Below are 18,754 nucleotides of genomic sequence, written 5' to 3'. Positions count from 1 at the left end.
TACACCGTCAACGACTCCGCCAAGGTCGTCTGCGGCAACGTCAAGACCGCCAACGCCAACGTCTACATCATCGACACCGTCCTCATGCCCACCAGCTGACGGACCGCCGAACTCCTGTTACGGGGAGACGCAGAGGGGCGGGGCACTTGCCCCGCCCCTCTGTGCTGCCCGCGGTGTCACCCCCGTGCTGTACGCAGTCGAGAGAGGACGGAGTACATGTCGGCACTCTTCCGCGTCCGCGTCCTCGCGGTCTCGGGTACGCAGGTGTGGTGCGCCGCGGCAGGCCGGCTGACCACGGTCACGAGCGGTGTGCTGCGCGCGGAGCTGACCGCCCGGTGCGGTGAGGCGACGGTGGTCGTACTCGACCTGCGCCAGCTGCAACTGCAGCTGTCCGTGGACGAGTTCCTGCCGTTGGCGCCGTGGCCGGACGGCCCGCACACCATCCACCTGCTGGCCCCGAGCCTGCTGCACTCCCGCACGGCCGACGACGCACGCCTGCACTGGCACACCGACCTCCGGGCCGCCTGGCAGGCGTGGTCCACACTGTCCCCCTGAGGTTTCTCCGCCGGGCCGCCCCTTCGGCTTCGCCCGGTCGCATGCCATGATTGCTACTCGGCAGTAATTTGTGTTCCCGGCGGGAGGCGACGCAGTGACCAGGGTGTTCACCGTGAGCGACAGCATCGTCATCGGCATCTCGCCCGATGCCGCCTACCAGGCCGTGAGCCGCCCCGGAGACATGGGTCGGTGGAGTCCGGAGAACCTGGGCACCACATCGGGACCGGACGGGAACGCCACACTGGGCACGACCTTCGTCGGGCGCAACAAGCGGGGCGGGTTCCGCTGGGTGACGCGCTGCACGGTCACGGCGGCCGATCCGGGGCGCCGTTTCGCGTTCCGTGTCCACGCGATCGGGCGCACCCGCCCGCGTCTGCGTGGTCCGATCGCCACCTGGGAGTACCGCTTCGAGCCGGCCGACGAGGGCACGCGGGTGACGGAGACCTGGACGGACGACCGGCGGGCCTGGCCCACCTTCGTGGCCAACGTCTTCGACCGGATCGCCACCTCGGGCAAGACGTTCGCCGACTACCAGGCCCGAAACATCTCCAAGACCCTGCACAACCTCAAACGGGAACTGGAACAGGACCACGCAGCATGAACGTCTCCCGCCCCGGGCGCCGATGCGTCCTGGGCGCGAGACGGTCGGACCGAGAGCAGGTCGCTTGGGCGAGGTTGGTCATGCCGCCGAAGGTGACCGCATGCTCCGTGTGGACATCGCAGGATCACTCGACGAGGCCCGCCGCGCCGTATTGCCAGTACCCCTGACCAGCTGCATCGCGTCGGTATCCGGTGCGAAGTCACGCGTACGAAACCCGTTGGGGCCGGGAGAGCGGCGGTTCACGGGCTGTCGGTCGGCCTGAACTCCGCGTCGAGGGTGTTGTCGATGACCTGCTGCGCGAGTTCGGTGAGGCGCAGGTGGCGGGGGTGGGCGTAGGCGCGCATGGCGTCGAAGGTTTCGTCGAGGCCGAGGTTGTGGCGTTCGGAGAGGACACCTTTGGCCTGCTCGATGATGACGCGGCTGGCGAGCGCGGCCTGGAGCTGTGTCTTCTCGATGTAGCTCTGTTCGATGTTGCGCTGTTGGAGGATGGCGATGGTCGCGACGTCGGAGAGTGCCTGTCCGATCTGGATGTCGGAGTCGCTGAGGTGGGTGGGCCGGGAGCGGAAGAGGTTGACCGCACCGATGACCTGGTGGCGCAGTTTCATGGGCAGGGCGTGGGTGACCACGAAACCGGCGTCGCGGGCGCGGGCGGCGAAAGGACCGAAGCCGACGGTGGCGACAGGCGAGGTGAGGCTGATGTTCAGCTGGGCCTGACCGGTGCGGTAACAGCGAACGCACGGGCCCTGGTTGTGCTGGAGGGCGAAGAGTTCCAGGAGGCGGGTGTTCTCGTCGGAGGCGGCGATGAGCTGGAGTTCGCCGTGCTGGTCGACGATCATCACGCCGGCCGCGTCGACGTCGAGGAGTTCGACGCAGCGGATGGACAGGCGGTGCAGGAAGTCGATGAGGTCGAAGTCGTCGGTGAGGGTGTCCACGGCCTCCACGAAGACGTTCAGCACGCGTTGTTGACCTGTCATCGTCATCAGTCCCTGTCTCCGGACGGGGTGGCCGTCCCGTCTTCAGTGTCCCGGAAATGCAGGTGCCGGGACACCACGTCTTCGGCGGTTGTGAGCAGCGGTCGTTCGGTGCGGTAGGCGTGGGCGCGCAGGATGGCCATGGCCTCGGTGAGGGAGACGCGGGCCTGAACGCTGATCATGCCTGCGGCCTGGTGGACGGCCGCACGGTGCAGCGTGGTGTGCGGTTCCGCCTGCGCGAAGGAGTCCCGCCACTCGCCGTGGAGTATCAGTGCCGCGGTGATGGCGGCGGCCATCACGAGCGCGTCGTCGGTCTGGTCGGGATCCAGTGGGGCCGGAGCGGCGCGTTGCGCGGTGAGGACGCCGAGGGAGGCGGCGCCGAGGCGCAGGGGGAAGCAGAAGAGGGCTCGCACGCCGAGCCGTCCGGCGTCGGGCAGGAAGGCCGGCCATCGGTGCGGGTCGCTCCGTTCCAGATCCGGTACGGCGATCAGGGTGCGGTGGCGGTAGGCGTCGAGCCCCGGTCCCTCACCGAGGGTGAACTGTGCGTCTTCCAGGTCGGTGCTGCGACCGGGGGTGGACCACACCATCTCCGCCAGGGCCCCGTCGGTGCCCAGGGAGACTGCGATGCCGTCCACTCCGAGTACGCATGCGCAGCGTGCCGGGTCGCCGCCAAGGGGGCTGACGACGCTTGTGCTGGGAAGGTCGCGCAGGATGCGGGCCATGAGTGCGGTGGTGCCCCTCATGTCTCCTGTTGGAGCCATGTCGCTTCCCTGCCGACGTTGGTTGTCAATGGAGCCTTCCAGCTGGGGTCAGCGGTGGTGGAGTGGTCGACAGCCGCCGCCTGCGCAGGTGAGCGCGGGCGGCGGCTGAGAGCGCGAAGACGGCGCAGACTCCCCTCCTGTCTCCGTCTCGCACTGACCGTCCTCACCACCCGTCCGGGGTGTGCAGGAGTACACCCCGGCCTCGAAGAAGGCTGGAGAGGACGAAGGGCTGGAGCTGCGTAGTCGGCGATGCGGCTCCAGCCTGCTCCAGGTCGGACACGACCACGACCCAGGGGCAGGGGGCCAGGAAAGGCGGCACGGCCGGACATCCGATCGCGCCTACCGTCGCCTCCCACGCTAGGGCACGTTCTTCCGAAGCGGACCGTGAATTCCGGACGCCTGCCGCGACAGCGTGCCCGGGCCGGGGTGTGCTGGTCCGCAAGCGGAGAGACTCACGGTTGTTGGAGGCATGTACTGGTCTGGACGTGGCCACGGGCCAACTGGCCGAGAGCGGCCCATACGGGCGTCCAGGGTGGTGGCGTAGCGCGGGAAGTGCTCGTTGAGGCGTAGCGCCGTCAGTAGGACATGAATGCTGCGCTGGCTGTACACCACACGAGTCCAACCGCCATGGCCAAGGCACCTGGTACGGGCGACGGAAAGTTCGTGCACCCCGCTGGAGTCCATGAACGACACGCCCCGCAGGTCCACGACCAGCAGGAACGAAACCAGCTCCCCAGAGGGAGCATTCATCAGGGTGGCGAAACCCGTAGCGGTGCACAGATCGATTTCGCCGGACGGGCGAACCACCCGACACTGTCGCAGCGATATCGGGCCCTGAACGTCCACGATGGACCAACTCCAACCGGCACAAGCGCGGAGACTGCATGGCGCGGAAGAACCGGGGGCAAGGGATTACCGCAGCACCACCCTAAGAACAACAGGGCAACAAGTTCTCAGAGAAGACAGTTAGTCAACCACCCACGCACAGAAGTGCCCCTTTCCGACCGACTGGCACCGGAAGGGAACGTTTTAGAGCCTCCGCCGGAGGGGGTTCAGCCATCGCCGAGCCGGCCTGGCCGGTCGACCGGCGAGGGCCCTGTGAGGATCCCCCTTTTCAGCGTCCGGACTTGGGAGCGGACCCACCGGCGCGGGGAGAGCCGGCGCAACTCCTCCTCCGCGTCCTCAAGTTCCGCCCTGCGGTGGCGGAACGCCTCGCGCCGCTCGATGTCGCCCGGCGGCGGGAGTTCGGTGAGGAAGTCACGCAGGCCGGCGCGGGCCCCTGCTCATGCGGCCGCTTCGGCCTCAGGCGACAGCCGCCTGACCTGCCGGATGTCACAACTCCGAGGAAAACAAACACTGTTGTGGTGCGTGAGGGCGGACTGGCCATACATCCGGAAAGGAAGAACACGGCATGGAGCCTGTGATCATTAGGGCGGTAGTGACTGTGGTCGTCAGCGTCGTCAACGGCACGCCGCCGCACCGGGTCCCCGCCAGGCCACCGTCGCGATGCCGGCCCAGCCGGCCGGATGGGGAGGTGAGGTTCATGGAGGACGCCCTTGGCGCTGACCTCGATCTTGCCGAGCCTCTGCCTCCGGAGACAGCCACCGATCCAAGGCCGGGAATCCAGCTTGCGGAGGCGCTGCACGGTCGGCAATATCCTGCGCCGGTCCGCTTCCTGCTGCTGAACGGAGCGTCCTGGACCGAGGCTCAGGACGCCGCCCAGGACGCCTTTACCCAGATGTGCGCCCCTGACGTGTCCATCGCCCACCCGCGCGCCTGGCTACGCACCGTCGCGTGGCGGTCCTGGGTAAGCCAGCAGGTAAAACTCGAAGAGAGCGTATTGAGACTAGGACGGGTTTCGATATCCGGGACGCCATCCGACTGAGAGGCCCCAGTGAATCCCGGCGCTGGCGGTGACCGAGATCGCGACTTGTTGCCTACTGCTGCCCAGACCTATCTCGTTGTAGGTCGTCGAGGACGTGGCCGTACACGGGATGGTGTAGGTCGCCAATTTTCCGATGACCATGGTCGTTTTCCCGTCGCCGGTGCATTCGGTCGCCACAGCAACTGTCCCGGCCTTGATGGTCTTGATCACGGCCACTTCTTCCGAGCCCGTTTTGTCTGCCAAGCGGATGAGGGCCTTGGTCGAGCCGGATATGTCGGGGGGAGTCTTCGTCAGGTCAATGGCGGAGGTGGAGTTGGAACGGGGCGAGGGGGTGTTCGAGCTGGTGTCTGATGAGCCCTGACCGTTGTGCGACGTGCAGCCTGCCATGAAGGGCAGGCTCATGGTCAAGGTGATCGTCACGGCCGTGAGGGACTTGGTCAGCTTTCCCATGTGTACCAGCCGACGGTGTAAGGCGTGTAGGAGACGATAGTTGAAACCTTGTAGTGCGAGCAGCTGGGGAGCACGTAGTAGCTGGTGCCGATGATGCGTCGTCGCCAAACACCGTATTTGGCGTTGACCGTCTTGTGCGGTGGAATGGTGGCGGTTACTGAGTTGCCGAGTTCCGCGGTCAGTGATGCTGAGAAGTTGATGCCGTAGGTGGCTTCTTGCTTCGAGACGAGCTCGTTGAGTGAGACCTTCAGTGATCCAGTCAGGCTGATCCCGACGGTCCCTGACGCCTTGGCGGTGAAGGTGGTGCTTTCCTTGTTGCTGGTGTTGTTGTAGTTGGACTGGTAAGGGCCGACAGCATGGATGTATCTGCCCTTCTTGGAGGTGGGCTTGTAGACCTTGCTCGAGTCGCAGAGATGAGGGTCGGCCGCGTTGACGCTCGGAGCGTCCGTGGGATCTGCCGGCTCGGAGGTGACAGCCGCAGGGTCCGTCGGCGCATCGGTCAGGTCCGTCTCCGCGGGACCGATCGGCGGTACCGTCGTCAGAGTGCCGTCGTCGCCATTGCCGTCGAGGGAGAACCATCCTTGCAGGTCGACGATGAGATGGATGGTGCCGGAACTCCCGTTATAGATACTCACCGCGCCCTGATCGCCGGGCTGGGCGATCACCAGGTCGGAGGTTGACGTACTGGCCTGGAAGGTGTCTACCGACGTGATGGACGGCATCGGCTCCCCGGTTGGCCACACCCGCAGATAGCCGGAGTTCTGCTGGCCGGTCGTCGTCAGATTGAGCACCGCGGCGCCGAAGGACGTCGGGATGCCGTCATTGCCGGCCACCTCGACGCTGGTGCTGCCGCCGGCTGGGATCGCCGTGGACGAGCGGGTGTCCAGCAAACGGTCCTGGACAGCGGTGAAGATGCCCGAGCCGTCCGAAGAGGCTTCGGCGAAGTAGCCGTAGACGTCCAGAACGACATCGATGGGCTGCGTGGACGACCCGTTCTTCAGGGTGATCTGGCCGTCCGTTCCCACCGGGATGACCGCGCCCTGCGAGGTGGTGACGCTCTTGTAGTCCATGACCGGCTGCCCGGTCGAACCGCCGGTGGCGTAGGCGTACAGGCTTCCATCGTCGCCGGATGCCGGGACGATGAGGTTCGCGTAGACGGACGCTTCGTCGGTGATAGCGGCCATGCCGTCGATCTGGACGTTCAGCGTTCCGCCGGGGGCGATTTGCGCTTCCGGAGCTCCCGTTCCGTTGCGGGTGTCGACGAGCCGCGACTGCGTGACGGGGATGTACCCGCCTTGGGGGGTGGTGCCGTCGCCGGACGTGAAGTACCCGCTCACGTCCACGACCAGGTCAACGCTGCCACTGGAGTTGTAGACGTCGATCTTCCCGTCCGCCCCAACCGCGACGATCGCCGCGTTGCTCGTGGTGTCGCCGCTCGAGAAGTTGACCATGGAACCTGGAGCGGGCTTGGTCGTTCCGTCCGGCCACAGCTCCAGATAGCTGCCCGAGGACGTGGCGTTCACCGTTTTGACCACCAGCGATACGGCGGACACTCCGGAGGCAGGCACGCCACCCACACCCGCAACCTGGAAGGAGGTCGTGGACGCTGCGCCGAGAGGCGTGCTGACACCGAGAGACGATCGCGTGTCGACGATCTTGGAAGACGGTGAGACGGGGAAGAAGTCACCGCTGGAGGCGGTGGTGGCACCCGCGTGTGCCAGGCTCCCCAAGCCGAGCCATGCGAGTACCGAGAAGAGCACGACGGCGAGCGTCAGACGTCTGTGCCGAGTGCGTCTGGCTTGCAACACCTCTGAACCCCCCCGCGCATTTACGGACTTCATCCCTGATGGGATCCATGTCCGAGTTCGGAGGAGCGTAAGGATCAACTACTTCAAAGAACAACAGCCATCGGCTTAAGGGCCCGCAAAGAAGATCGAGAGACATGAGTGCTGACCTGCGCGGATCCCGCGCGCCCTCACACACCAGGCCTACCCTGAACTTCCAAGGGGCCTCAAGCACTTTGCGGATGCGTTCACACGAGCAGCCTCGGAGCCAGACGGTAGGCAGCGAGAGCGCCGCCGTGGGTTGTCGTGGCTGCGAGCTGGCCGAGGGGCGTTCCCGTAGAGACAGCGAAATCCTCGACGGACGCGCACGGGTGTGAGGCACCCTTGGCGTACGGGCCGCTTCCCAGGGGTTGACGCGGTCACTCCACTAGACAAGTGGCTCAGGCGGGCCCTAGCCCCGCACCGGCTGGAGGACACGATCGCGCAGAGGTACGCCGCCCAGTTACCCGCCCTCGAGACCTCAGCGGAGGCGGAGGCGAGCCGATTGATCGCCGGCTGCGACACGAAGATCGCCCGTTACCGCGAGGCTCTCGAAGTAGGCGCCGATCCGGGCACTGGTCGCCAAGTGGATCACCGAAGTCCAGGCCCGCCGCACCCAGGCGATCGCCCAGAGGCGGCAGCATCCCTGACGTGCCTGCCGACGCCGAACCTCAAGACAAGGCCGATGCGTACAAGAACCTCGGACTCAAGCTCACCTACGACCCCGCAAAACAGCTCGTGCGGGCCGAGGCTCAGCTCGACCCGCACAAGTTGGGGTTATGGTCTGTGTCCGAGGGGGGACTTGAACCCCCACGCCCGTTAAAGGGCACTAGCACCTCAAGCTAGCGCGTCTGCCATTCCGCCACCCGGACTAGGTGTCTGCCGCCTGGCCGGGGGTGTTCCCCGCGGCGACATGCACAACAATACCAAGGTTTCGGGGTGCCTTTCACCTGCATATCCACCCCCGGGCGGAGCCCCGACGTACCCGCGGAGGGACGCCGCCGGCCGTTACCGGAAGTGACCCGACCGCTACGCCCGGCGGTCCGTTCCGGCCGCCTCGGGAGCGGGGTACTCGTCCGCCAGCAGTGTCTGCAGGGCCCGGACCAGCACCGCCGCCGTCTCCTCCCCCAGCGGTGCGAGGAACCTGGCCTCGGCGGCCCGGCGGGCCTTCTCCGCCTGCCGCAGGCATTCCGTTCCGTCGGAGGTCAGCTCGACGATGTTCTTGCGCCGGTCCCGCTGACTGCGTCGGCGCTCCACCAGGCCGTGGTCCTCGAGCCCGTCGATCAGCGACACCATCGTGGTGCGGTCGACGCCGAGCCGTCCGGCCGCCTCGACCTGCGAGAGCGGCTCGTCACCGGAGAGCACCACCAGCACGGCCAGCTCGTGCCCGTCCACCCCGTGCGGGGCGAGCGCCTCCGCCGACACCCGGGCGAACCTGGCCTGCGCGTGCTTGAGGAGGTAGCCGAGCCGGGATTCGAGGGGTGCGGGTCTCGCCTCAGTAGCCATCCCCCGACTGTATCCGCGCCGTATCGGCGACTGATCGTCAGCTCTGCTGATGATTTAGTACGCTGACGAACATGACGAGAGTGCGCTTCGGCATCAAGACCACCCCCATGCACGTCTCCTACGAGGACATCCGCCGCGTCTGGCTGGAAGCCGATGCCGTGCCGGAGATCGAGGACGCCTGGTTGTGGGACCACCTGCTGCCGGTCGCCGGGCCGAAGGACGGACAGATACACGAGGGGTGGACCCTGCTGAGCGCGTTGGCCGCGCAGACCCGACGGCTGCGGCTCGGGCTGCTGGTGACGAGCAACCGCATCCGTCCCCCGGCCGTGCTGGGCAAGATGGCGTCCACCGTGGACGTGATCTCGGGCGGGCGGCTCATCATGGGGCTCGGCGTCGGCGGCACCCATCAGCCGCCGGGCGCGGGCGGGATCGCCGGCGCCAATCCGGCGATCGAGGAGTACGAGGCGTACGGGTTGACGCTGGTGCCGCCGGGCGAGGGCGTCGCGCGGCTCGCCGAGACGGTCGAGATCCTGAAGCTGATGTGGACGAAGGACGTGTTCGACTTCTCGGGTCACCACTACCGGCTCAAGGGCACCCGGAACGAGCCCAAGCCCGTGCAGCGCCCCGGTCCCCCGCTGTTGATCGGCGGCTGGGGCACCCGGCTGCTGCGGCTGGTCGCCGAGCACGCCGACGTGTGGAACGTGCCCGGGCCGCCGCACAACAGCGTGGAGTTCGTCGCCGAGCGCGCCCGCGTCCTGGACGCTCACTGCGCCGACCTCGGGCGCGACCCCGCCGAGATCACCCGGTCCGTCCAGGTCCTGGTGTCCTACGACGACCCGGCGTCGACGCGCGCCGCGGTGCGTGCGCTCGTCGACGCCGGCGCGAACCACGTCGTACTCGGTCTGCCGCGCCCCTATCCGCGGGGCGTGGCACGGTGGTTGGCCGCTGAGGTGATCGCCGGGTGCCGCCCGGAGTGATCACCTCGTAGCGCCCGAAGTGATCGTCGGGTGACGCCACCGAAGCGGTCACGCCACCCGACCCTCGGTCAGGCCATGAGGTGGTAGTCCGGGAAGTTCCCGGGCAGCCGCTCTCCCTCGGGACCCCGCGTCACGGCGCGCACGAGGAGTTCGCCGCCGACGAACGCCCCGCTCCAGGACGCGCCGAAGCCGCCGAACAGTTCGTCCCGGTCGCCGCGGGAGCGGGGTTTTCCGTGGCCGACCTTGAACGCCCGGATCTGCGGGGCCAGTCGGTCGAAGGTGGCACGGTCGTCCGTGGACAGCGTGGCCACCAGCGCGCCGTTGGAGGCGTTCATCGCGGCCAGCAGCTCCGCCTCGGTGTCGACCAGGACGATGGTGTCGACCGGGCCGAAGGGTTCCGCGTGGTGCAGCGGCGAGGACGGCGGCGGGTTGAGGAGCGTGACGGGGTGGACGTACGCCGAGGTGTCCTGGCCGGGCAGGAGGCGCGCGTCGGCCTCATGGCCGCGGTGCAGCGGGACGGCACCGCGGTCGATGGCCTCGGCGACCTGGTCACGCAGTTCCTTGGCCTTGGCCGCGTTGATCACCGGCCCGAAGTCCAGCTCCGGGTACGGGTCGTTCGGCTTCTCGACGGCGAGCGGGTGGCCGATCCTGAGTGTGCGGACCGCCGGGAGGTACGCCGCCAGGAACTCGTCGAACAGCTGCCGTTGGACGACGAAGCGCGGGTACGCCGTGCAGCGCTGTTTGCCGTAGTCGAAGAGCTTGGGGACGACGGCCGTGAGCGCGTCCCAGTCCGAGTAGTTCCAGATGCCCCAGGTGTTGAGTCCCTCCTGTTCGAGTACATGCCGCTTGCCGAGGTCGGCGACGGCCGTGGCCACGGCGGCGCCGGTGTCGCGGCCGCCGACGAAGGAGACGCAGCCGATCTCGGGCGCCCGCACGAGCGCCTGGGACAGCTCGCCCCCGCTGCCGCTGACGAGGGTGGCGGGAATCCCCTCGCGGGCGGCGAGTGCCGAGGCCAGGGTGAGACAGGCGACGCCGCCGTCGGTCGGGGTCTTGGCGATCACCGCGTTGCCTGCCAGTGCCTGTACCAGCATTGCGTGAACGAGCACGCTCATCGGATAGTTCCAGCTCGCGATGTTGGACACCGGGCCGTCCAGCGGGGCCCGTTCGGCAAGCATCGGCTCGATTCCGTCGACGTACCAGCGCACGCCGTCGATGGCCCGGTCGACGTCCGCCTGCGCGAGCCGCCAGGGCTTGCCGATCTCCCACACCAGCAGCAGCGCGAGGAGTTCGCGGTGTTCGGTGAGGGCGTCGAGAGTGGCGGCGACCCTGGCTCGGCGTTCGTCGAGCGGGATGTGCCGCCAGGCGCGGTGCTGGTCCAGGGAGGCGCGTACGGCCTGGTGGGCGGTGTCCCGGTCCAGGCGGGGCGGCCCCGCGATGGGGCTGCCGTCGACGGGACTGGTGGCGGGCAGCGCCCGGCCGTCGGCCCGCCAGGCGGAGCCCCAGAGGTTGAGGACGCGGTCGTCCTGGAAGGCCTCGGGGGCCACGGCCTGACAGCGCCGCCAGGCGTCGCTCCAGGACGTGCCCGCCTTGAGGGTCAGGTGGGGAGGGGCGGGAATGAGGGTTGATGCCATGCTTCTGCTCCGCTCTCGGTGCACAGTCGGGGCGGGGTGAGGCAGGAACTGTCGTGTGTACGGCGGCAACTGTCCTGTGCGCGGCAGCAACTGTCGCGGCTGCGGCAGCGGTTGCCGTAATCCGGCAGCAGCCATAGTGGTCCGGCAGCGGCTGTCGCGCTCCGGCAGGAACGGCCGTACAGATGACGCTAGTTGCGCTCGAAGGAGCGCGACAGTCACGTCACGTCAACTATGAGTGACGTCACGTGCTGCTTCGAGGACGTCCAGCACCAGCCGTGCGGTCTCCGTCGGGGTGCTTCCGACCTTCACCCCCACCGCCTCCAGCGCCTCCTTCTTCGCCTCCGCCGTGCCGGACGAGCCGGAGACGATGGCGCCCGCGTGCCCCATGGTCTTGCCCTCGGGGGCGGTGAAGCCGGCGATGTAGCCGACGACGGGCTTGGTGACGTGCTCGCGGACGTAGGCGGCCGCCCGTTCCTCCGCGTCGCCGCCGATCTCGCCGATGAGGACGATCAGTTCGGTGTCGGGGTCCTCCTGGAAGGCGGCCAGGCAGTCGATGTGCGTGGTGCCGACGACGGGGTCGCCGCCGATGCCGACGCAGGTCGAGAAGCCGATGTCCCGGAGTTCGTACATGAGTTGGTAGGTGAGCGTGCCGGACTTGGACACCAGGCCGATGCGGCCCGGCTTGGTGATGTCGGCGGGGATGATGCCCGCGTTGGACTGGCCGGGGGTGATCAGGCCGGGGCAGTTGGGGCCGATGATCCGGGTGGCTTTCGACTTCGCGTACGCCGTGAAGGCGACGGAGTCGTGGACCGGGATGCCCTCGGTGATGACGACGGCGAGGCCGATGCCCGCGTCCGCCGCCTCGATCACGGCCGCCTTCGCGAAGGCGGGCGGCACGAAGACGACGGTGACGTCGGCGCCCGTCGCCTCGATGCCTTCGCGGACCGAGCCGAAGACGGGGACGATCCGGTCGTCGAAGTCGACGGTGGAGCCCGCCTTGCGCGGGTTGACGCCGCCGACGACGTCCGTGCCGGCCGCGAGCATGCGGCGGGTGTGCTTCATGCCCTCGCCGCCGGTCATGCCCTGGACGAGGACCTTGCTCTCCTTGGTGAGGTAGATCGCCATGTCCCTGCTCCTCAGCGTGCGTTGGCGAGGTCGGCGGCGCGGCGGGCGGCGCCGTCCATGGTGGCGGCCTGCTGGACCAGCGGGTGGCCGCGGTCGTCGAGGACGGCCCGGCCGCGGGCCGCGTTGTTGCCGTCGAGCCGGACCACCAGGGGCTTGGTCAACTGCACGGCGTCCAGGGCCTGGACGATGCCCTCGGCGACCGCGTCGCAGGCGGTGATGCCGCCGAAGACGTTGACGAAGACCGACTTCACGGCCGGGTCGGAGAGGATGACGGACAGGCCGTCCGCCATGATCTGCGCCGACGCTCCGCCGCCGATGTCGAGGAAGTTGGCGGGTCGGGCGCCGCAGCCGGCCACCACGTCGAGGGTGGACATGACGAGGCCGGCGCCGTTGCCGATGATGCCGACCGCGCCGTCGAGCTTGACGTAGTTGAGGCCCTTGGCGGCGGCCGCCGCCTCCAGCGCGTCGTCGTGCTCGACGTCGTCCGCGCCCCAACGGGCCTGGCGGAAGCGGGCGTTGTCGTCGAGGGTGACCTTGCCGTCGAGGGCGAGGATCTGCCCCTGTGCGGTACGCACGAGCGGGTTGACCTCGACGAGCAGGGCGTCCTCGCGCACGAGCACGTCCCACAGCCGTACGAGGACGTCGACCGTCTGCGGCGGCAGCCCGGCCGCCTCGGCGATCTCGCCCGCCTTCGCCGAGGTGACGCCCTCGGCCGGGTCGACGGGGATGCGGGCGACGGCCTCGGGCCGGGTCGCGGCGACCTCCTCGATGTCCATGCCGCCCTCGGCGGAGGCGATCGCGAGGAACGTGCCCGCCGCGCGGTCGAGCACGTAGGAGACGTAGAACTCGCTCTCGATGTCGACCGGTTGGGCCAGCATCACCTTGCCGACGGTGTGGCCCTTGATGTCCATGCCCAGGATCTGCCGTGCCGTGAGCTCGGCGGCGGCCGGGTCGGCGGCGATTTTGACGCCGCCCGCCTTGCCGCGGCCACCGGTCTTCACCTGGGCTTTCACCACAACCCGCCCGCCCAGCCTGCGGGCGATCTCGCGTGCCTCCTTGGACGAGCCGGTGACCTCCGCCCTCGGCACCAAGATGCCGTGTTCCTCGAAGAGTTCCCTTGCCTGGTGTTCGTACAGGTCCATCTCGGCTCCCTCTTAAAAGTGCCGCACGCCCCCTGGACACCACCCACTGGATGCGGGATAACAAGCTTCATACAGTATTCGTCGACTGTATGCAATGTACCGCGAGAGCGTTCCAACCCCCTACGAAGGGACAGGACTTCGCCATGCCCGACGACACCCAGGATGTGATTTCCGGTGGTCATCTCGTTGCCAAGGCACTCAAGGCCGAGGGCGTCGACCGCATCTACACCTTGTGCGGTGGCCACATCATCGACATCTACGACGGCTGCGTCGACGAGGGCATAGAGGTCGTCGACGTCCGCCACGAGCAGGTCGCCGCCCACGCCGCCGACGGTTACGCCCGCATCACCGGCAAGCCCGGCGTCGCGGTCGTCACCGCGGGACCGGGGACGACCGACGCCGTCACCGGTGTCGCCAACGCCTTCCGCGCGGAGTCCCCCATGCTGCTGATCGGCGGCCAAGGGGCTCTCACCCAGCACAAGATGGGGTCCCTCCAGGACCTGCCGCACGTGGACATGATGACGCCGATCACCAAGTTCGCGGCGGCCGTGCCGGACACCGCGCGCGCCGCCGACATGGTGTCGATGGCGTTCCGCGAGTGCTACCACGGCGCGCCCGGCCCCTCCTTCCTGGAGATCCCGCGTGACGTGCTGGACGCCAAGGTCCCGGTGAGCAAGGCGCGCGTGCCGAAGCCCGGCGCCTACCGCGCCTCGACCCGCTCGGCCGGTGACCCCGAGGCGATCGAGAAGCTCGCCGACCTGCTGGTCCACGCCGAGAAGCCGGCCATCCTGCTCGGCAGCCAGGTGTGGACGACGCGCGGCACCGAGGAAGCCATCGACCTCGTACGCACTCTCAACATCCCCGCCTACATGAACGGCGCAGGCCGCGGCACCCTCCCGCCGGGCGACCCGCACCACTTCCAGCTGTCGCGCCGGTACGCCTTCTCCAACGCCGACGTCATCGTCATCGTCGGCACGCCCTTCGACTTCCGCATGGGCTACGGCAAGCGGCTGTCGCCGGACGCGACCGTCGTGCAGATCGACCTCGACTACCGGACCGTCGGCAAGAACCGCGACATCGACCTCGGCATCGTCGGCGACGCCGGGCTCGTCCTGAAGTCGGTCACCGAGGCCGCCTCCGGGCGCGTCAACGGCGGGGCCGCCAAGCGCAAGGAGTGGCTCGACGAGCTGCGCGCCGCCGAGCAGACCGCCCTGGAGAAGCGGCTGCCGAGCCTGAAGTCGGACGCCTCGCCGATCCACCCGTACCGCCTGGTGAGCGAGATCAACGACTTCCTCACCGAGGACTCCATCTACATCGGCGACGGCGGCGACATCGTCACCTTCTCCGGGCAGGTGGTGCAGCCCAAGTCGCCCGGGCACTGGATGGACCCGGGCCCGCTCGGCACCCTCGGCGTCGGCGTCCCCTTCGTGCTCGCCGCCAAGCAGGCGCGGCCCGACAAGGAGGTCGTCGCCCTCTTCGGCGACGGCGCGTTCTCCCTGACCGGCTGGGACTTCGAGACCCTCGTCCGCTACGACCTCCCCTTCGTCGGCATCGTCGGCAACAACTCCTCGATGAACCAGATCCGTTACGGCCAGGCCCAGAAGTACGGCCTGGAGCGCGAGCGGGTCGGCAACACCCTCGGCGACGTCCACTACGACAAGTTCGCCCAGATGCTGGGCGGTTACGGCGAGGAGGTCCGCGACCCCGCCGACATCGCCCCCGCTCTCCAGCGCGCCCGTGAGTCGGGCAAGCCGTCGCTGATCAACGTCTGGGTCGACCCGGACGCGTACGCCCCCGGAACCATGAACCAGACGATGTACAAGTGAGGTGAGCCGGCCATGACCAAGGCTCTCGAAGGCATCCGAGTCCTCGACATGACGCACGTCCAGTCCGGGCCCTCCGCCACCCAGCTGCTCGCCTGGCTCGGTGCGGACGTGGTCAAGCTGGAGGCCCCGACCGGTGACATCACGCGCAAGCAGCTGCGCGACCTCCCGGACGTCGACTCCCTCTACTTCACGATGCTCAACTGCAACAAGCGGAGCATCACCCTCAACACCAAGACCGAGCGCGGCAAGGAGATCCTCACCGAGCTGATCCGGCGCTCGGACGTCATGGTCGAGAACTTCGGACCGGGCGCGGTCGACCGTATGGGCTTCACCTGGGACCGCATCCAGGAGATCAATCCGCGGATCGTCTATGCCTCCATCAAGGGGTTCGGGGACGGCCCGTACACCAACTTCAAGGCGTACGAGGTCGTCGCTCAGGCCATGGGCGGGTCGATGTCGACCACCGGTTTCGAGGACGGGCCGCCGCTGGCGACGGGGGCCCAGATCGGGGACTCCGGGACGGGTGTGCACGCCGTGGCGGGGATTCTCGCGGCGCTGTTCCAGCGGGAGAACACCGGGCGTGGGCAGCGGGTCAACGTGGCCATGCAGCACGCCGTACTCAACCTGTGCCGGGTGAAGCTGCGGGATCAGCAACGCCTGGCACATGGGCCGCTCGCTGAATATCCGAACGAGGACTTCGGCACGGAAGTTCCCCGCTCGGGCAACGCGTCCGGCGGCGGTCAGCCGGGCTGGGCGGTCAGGTGCGCGCCGGGCGGCCCGAACGACTACGTGTACGTCATCGTGCAGCCCGTCGGCTGGCAGCCGCTCAGCGAGCTGATCGGCCGCCCCGAGCTGGCGGCCGACCCCGAGTGGGCGACGCCGGAGGCCCGGCTGCCCAAGCTCGGCAAGATGTTCCAGCTGATCGAGGAGTGGTCCGCCACCCTGCCCAAGTGGGAGGTGCTGGAGCGGCTGAACGCCCACAACATCCCGTGCGGCCCGATCCTGTCCACCAGGGAGATCATCGAGGACGACTCGCTGGTCGCCAACGAGATGGTCGTCACCGTGCCGCACCCCGAGCGCGGCGAGTTCGTGACCGTGGGCAGCCCGCTCAAGCTCTCCGACTCCCCCGTGGACGTGACCAGTTCGCCGCTGCTCGGCGAGCACAACGAAGAGGTCTATGTCGGCGAGCTCGGCCTCGGCGACGAGGAACTGCGCCTGCTCAAGTCGAACGGAGTGATCTGACGTGATGGCCGAAGACCGGGAGCTGACGGTGCGCTCGCTCCTCGACGCCGTGCGCGCCGAGGGACGGGCGGCGCTGACCGCGCCCGAGGGCAAGATCCTCGCCGACGCGTACGGGATCGCCGTACCGGGTGAGGAGTTGGCGACCGACGTCGACGAGGCGGTGGCGTACGCGGCGCGCTTCGGCGGGCCGGTGGTGATGAAGATCGTGTCGCCGGACATCCTGCACAAGACCGACGCCGGCGGAGTCGTCGTCGGTGTCGAGGGCGCGGCGGACGTACGGGCCGCGTTCTGCAAGATCATCGAGAACGCGCGTGCCTACGACGCCAACGCCCGTATCGAGGGCGTGCAGGTGCAGGAGCTGCTGCCGCAGGGGCAGGAGGTCATCGTCGGCGCGGTGACGGACCCGACGTTCGGGAAGATCGTCGCGTTCGGGCTCGGCGGGGTGCTGGTCGAGGTCTTCAAGGACGTCACCTTCCGGCTCGCGCCGGTGAGTGCGGACGAGGCCCTGTCGATGCTGGACTCGATCCGGTCGGCGGAGATCCTGCGCGGGGTGCGCGGCCAGGCGGGTGTGGACCGGTGGGCGATCGCCGAGCAGATCCGTCGGGTGTCCCAACTGGTCGCGGACTTCCCGGAGATCGCGGAGGTCGACCTCAACCCGGTGATCGCGACGCCCCAGGGCGCGGTCGCCGCCGACATCCGCGTGATCCTCGCCGAGAAGCAGCCACCCCCGCGCCGCAAGTACACGCGCGCGGAGATCCTCACCTCGATGCGCCGTCTGATGGAGCCCACCTCGGTCGCCGTGATCGGTGCCTCCAACGAGCAGGGCAAGATCGGCAATTCGGTGATGCGCAACCTCGTCGACGGCGGCTTCGCCGGGGAGATCCATCCGGTGAACCCCCGGGCCGATGACATTCTCGGCCGCAAGGCGTACAAGAGTGTCACCGACGTTCCCGGTGAGGTGGATGTGGCGGTCTTCGCGATACCCGCCAAGTTCGTGGCCTCGGCCCTGGAGGAGGTGGGACGCAAGAACATCCCCAACGCCGTACTGATCCCCTCGGGGTTCGCGGAGACCGGTGAAGTCGCGCTCCAGGACGAGATCGTGGAGATCGCCGAGCGGTACGGCATCCGGCTCCTGGGCCCGAACATCTACGGCTACTACTCGACGTGGCAGGACCTGTGCGCCACGTTCTGCACGCCGTACGACGTCAAGGGCGGGGTCGCGCTGACCTCGCAGTCCGGTGGCATCGGGATGGCCATCCTGGGCTTCGCGCGCACCACGAAGACGGGTGTGTCGGCGATCGTCGGGCTCGGCAACAAGTCGGACCTGGACGAGGACGACCTGCTGACCTGGTTCGGCGAGGACCCGCACACCGACTGCATAGCGATGCACCTGGAGGACCTCAAGGACGGCCGGGCCTTCGTGGAGGCCGCGCGGGCGACCGTACCGAAGAAGCCGGTCGTGGTCCTCAAGGCGGGCCGTACGGCGGCCGGCGCGAAAGCCGCGGGCTCGCACACCGGCGCCCTGGCGGGCGACGACGCCGTGTACGACGACATCCTCAAGCAGGCCGGGGTGATCCGGGCACCGGGTCTCAACGACATGCTGGAGTACGCGCGCGGGCTGCCGGTGCTGCCCGCCCCCAAGGGCGACAACGTCGTGATCATCACCGGGGCCGGCGGCAGCGGCGTGCTGCTGTCGGACGCGGTGACCGACAACGGCCTGACGCTGATGGAGATCCCCCCGGACCTCGACGAGGCCTTCCGGAAGTTCATCCCGCCCTTCGGGGCCGCGGGCAACCCGGTGGACATCACCGGGGGCGAGCCGCCGTCGACGTACGAGGCGACGATCCGGCTCGGTCTGGAGGACCCGCGCATCCACGCGCTCGTCCTCGGTTACTGGCACACGATCGTCACTCCCCCGATGGTCTTCGCGGAGCTCACCGCGCGCGTGGTGGCCGAGTTCCGGGAGCGCGGCATCGAGAAGCCCGTGGTGGCCTCTCTCGCGGGCGATGTCGAGGTCGAGGAGGCCTGCCAGTACCTCTACGAGCGGGGGGTCGTGGCGTACCCGTACACGACCGAGAAGCCGGTGGCCGTGCTCGGGGCGAAGTACCGCTGGGCCCGTGCGGCAGGCCTGTTGGGGGGCGGCTCATGACCTAGGTGGACGAGGGGGCGGCCGACGGTGCGCGTCGGCCGGCCCCGGGACCCGTGCGCGCACGAAAGGCATTGGACAGGGGGCGCTGGCCAGAGCTTTCGACGCTAGGG

The 18,754-nt window shown here is 68.5% G+C and carries 17 protein-coding genes and 1 tRNA gene; 8 read left to right on the top strand and 10 right to left on the bottom strand.

What is annotated here, in order from left to right; translation table 11 throughout:
- The 3 genes from ACWD5F_RS31515 to ACWD5F_RS31505 all read left to right on the top strand — a co-directional run.
- Positions 1-99: fasciclin domain-containing protein (locus ACWD5F_RS31515; protein WP_451259552.1), on the top strand; the 99-nt coding region annotated here is incomplete at its 5' end.
- Positions 100-216: 117 nt separating this feature from the next.
- Positions 217-555 carry a hypothetical protein gene (locus ACWD5F_RS31510; RefSeq protein ID WP_451259511.1) on the top strand — a complete coding sequence of 113 codons (339 nt, stop codon included), beginning with the start codon at positions 217-219 and terminating at the stop codon, positions 553-555.
- 94 nt (positions 556-649) lie between these two features.
- A complete protein-coding gene (locus ACWD5F_RS31505) occupies positions 650-1,156 on the top strand; it encodes an SRPBCC family protein (protein WP_451259509.1) in 507 nt (168 codons plus the stop codon).
- Positions 1,157-1,395: 239 nt separating this feature from the next.
- Here the strand turns inward: ACWD5F_RS31505 and ACWD5F_RS31500 are convergent, their stop codons facing one another.
- The 3 genes from ACWD5F_RS31500 to ACWD5F_RS31490 all read right to left on the bottom strand — a co-directional run bounded on the left by ACWD5F_RS31500 (position 1,396) and on the right by ACWD5F_RS31490 (position 3,695).
- Entirely contained in the window at positions 1,396-2,130 is a 735-nt protein-coding gene (locus tag ACWD5F_RS31500; protein ID WP_451259507.1) for a GAF and ANTAR domain-containing protein, read from the bottom strand.
- Between the two features lie 5 nt (positions 2,131-2,135).
- A complete protein-coding gene (locus ACWD5F_RS31495) occupies positions 2,136-2,870 on the bottom strand; it encodes an ANTAR domain-containing protein (protein ID WP_451259506.1) in 735 nt (244 codons plus the stop codon).
- Positions 2,871-3,245: 375 nt separating this feature from the next.
- Complete coding sequence (locus tag ACWD5F_RS31490) at positions 3,246-3,695, bottom strand: STAS domain-containing protein (RefSeq protein WP_451259550.1); 450 nt, start codon at positions 3,693-3,695, stop codon at positions 3,246-3,248.
- A 736-nt stretch (positions 3,696-4,431) separates the two neighbouring features.
- Between ACWD5F_RS31490 and ACWD5F_RS31485 the strand changes: the two genes are divergently transcribed.
- The gene (locus ACWD5F_RS31485) at positions 4,432-4,773 is read left to right on the top strand and encodes a hypothetical protein (RefSeq protein WP_451259504.1); all 342 of its coding nucleotides are present in this window, start codon (positions 4,432-4,434) and stop codon (positions 4,771-4,773) included.
- Here the strand turns inward: ACWD5F_RS31485 and ACWD5F_RS31480 are convergent.
- The 4 genes from ACWD5F_RS31480 to ACWD5F_RS31465 all read right to left on the bottom strand — a co-directional run bounded on the left by ACWD5F_RS31480 (position 4,735) and on the right by ACWD5F_RS31465 (position 8,552).
- Positions 4,735-5,223, bottom strand: coding sequence for a hypothetical protein (locus ACWD5F_RS31480; protein ID WP_451259502.1), 489 nt, complete (start codon positions 5,221-5,223; stop codon positions 4,735-4,737). The genes ACWD5F_RS31485 and ACWD5F_RS31480 overlap by 39 nt on opposite strands.
- Positions 5,211-6,983 carry a hypothetical protein gene (locus tag ACWD5F_RS31475; protein WP_451259500.1) on the bottom strand — a complete coding sequence of 591 codons (1,773 nt, stop codon included), beginning with the start codon at positions 6,981-6,983 and terminating at the stop codon, positions 5,211-5,213. The genes ACWD5F_RS31480 and ACWD5F_RS31475 overlap by 13 nt, the downstream gene beginning before the upstream one ends.
- Before the next feature lie 850 nt (positions 6,984-7,833).
- Positions 7,834-7,918, bottom strand: a tRNA-Leu gene (locus ACWD5F_RS31470).
- Between the two features lie 157 nt (positions 7,919-8,075).
- Positions 8,076-8,552: a MarR family winged helix-turn-helix transcriptional regulator gene (locus ACWD5F_RS31465; protein WP_451259498.1), complete on the bottom strand. Its 477-nt coding sequence runs from the start codon at positions 8,550-8,552 to the stop codon at positions 8,076-8,078.
- A 71-nt stretch (positions 8,553-8,623) separates the two neighbouring features.
- Between ACWD5F_RS31465 and ACWD5F_RS31460 the strand changes: the two genes are divergently transcribed.
- Positions 8,624-9,529: an LLM class flavin-dependent oxidoreductase gene (locus ACWD5F_RS31460; RefSeq protein ID WP_451259496.1), complete on the top strand. Its 906-nt coding sequence runs from the start codon at positions 8,624-8,626 to the stop codon at positions 9,527-9,529.
- 68 nt (positions 9,530-9,597) lie between these two features.
- On the opposite strand, the gene ACWD5F_RS31455 is transcribed toward ACWD5F_RS31460, so the two are convergent.
- The 3 genes from ACWD5F_RS31455 to sucC form a co-directional block, all read right to left on the bottom strand.
- The gene (locus ACWD5F_RS31455; RefSeq protein WP_451259494.1) at positions 9,598-11,160 is read right to left on the bottom strand and encodes an aldehyde dehydrogenase family protein; all 1,563 of its coding nucleotides are present in this window, start codon (positions 11,158-11,160) and stop codon (positions 9,598-9,600) included.
- A 225-nt stretch (positions 11,161-11,385) separates the two neighbouring features.
- Complete coding sequence (gene sucD, locus ACWD5F_RS31450) at positions 11,386-12,285, bottom strand: succinate--CoA ligase subunit alpha (RefSeq protein ID WP_451259492.1); 900 nt, start codon at positions 12,283-12,285, stop codon at positions 11,386-11,388.
- Between the two features lie 11 nt (positions 12,286-12,296).
- Positions 12,297-13,427 carry an ADP-forming succinate--CoA ligase subunit beta gene (gene sucC, locus ACWD5F_RS31445; protein WP_451259490.1) on the bottom strand — a complete coding sequence of 377 codons (1,131 nt, stop codon included), beginning with the start codon at positions 13,425-13,427 and terminating at the stop codon, positions 12,297-12,299.
- Positions 13,428-13,570: 143 nt separating this feature from the next.
- Between sucC and ACWD5F_RS31440 the strand changes: the two genes are divergently transcribed.
- From ACWD5F_RS31440 to ACWD5F_RS31430, 3 genes are read left to right on the top strand one after another with little or no spacing between them, the layout of a single operon-like run.
- Complete coding sequence (locus tag ACWD5F_RS31440; RefSeq protein WP_124001836.1) at positions 13,571-15,253, top strand: thiamine pyrophosphate-binding protein; 1,683 nt, start codon at positions 13,571-13,573, stop codon at positions 15,251-15,253.
- A 12-nt stretch (positions 15,254-15,265) separates the two neighbouring features.
- Positions 15,266-16,495 carry a formyl-CoA transferase gene (gene frc, locus ACWD5F_RS31435; protein ID WP_124001835.1) on the top strand — a complete coding sequence of 410 codons (1,230 nt, stop codon included), beginning with the start codon at positions 15,266-15,268 and terminating at the stop codon, positions 16,493-16,495.
- A gap of 4 nt (positions 16,496-16,499) precedes the next feature.
- Positions 16,500-18,644, top strand: a complete 2,145-nt coding sequence (locus tag ACWD5F_RS31430; protein ID WP_451259548.1) for an acetate--CoA ligase family protein — start codon at positions 16,500-16,502, stop codon at positions 18,642-18,644.
- Positions 18,645-18,754 lie beyond the last annotated feature (110 nt).

The organism is Streptomyces sp. NPDC002499, from assembly GCF_053595415.1.
This window is presented reverse-complemented; position numbering and strand designations above follow the sequence as displayed.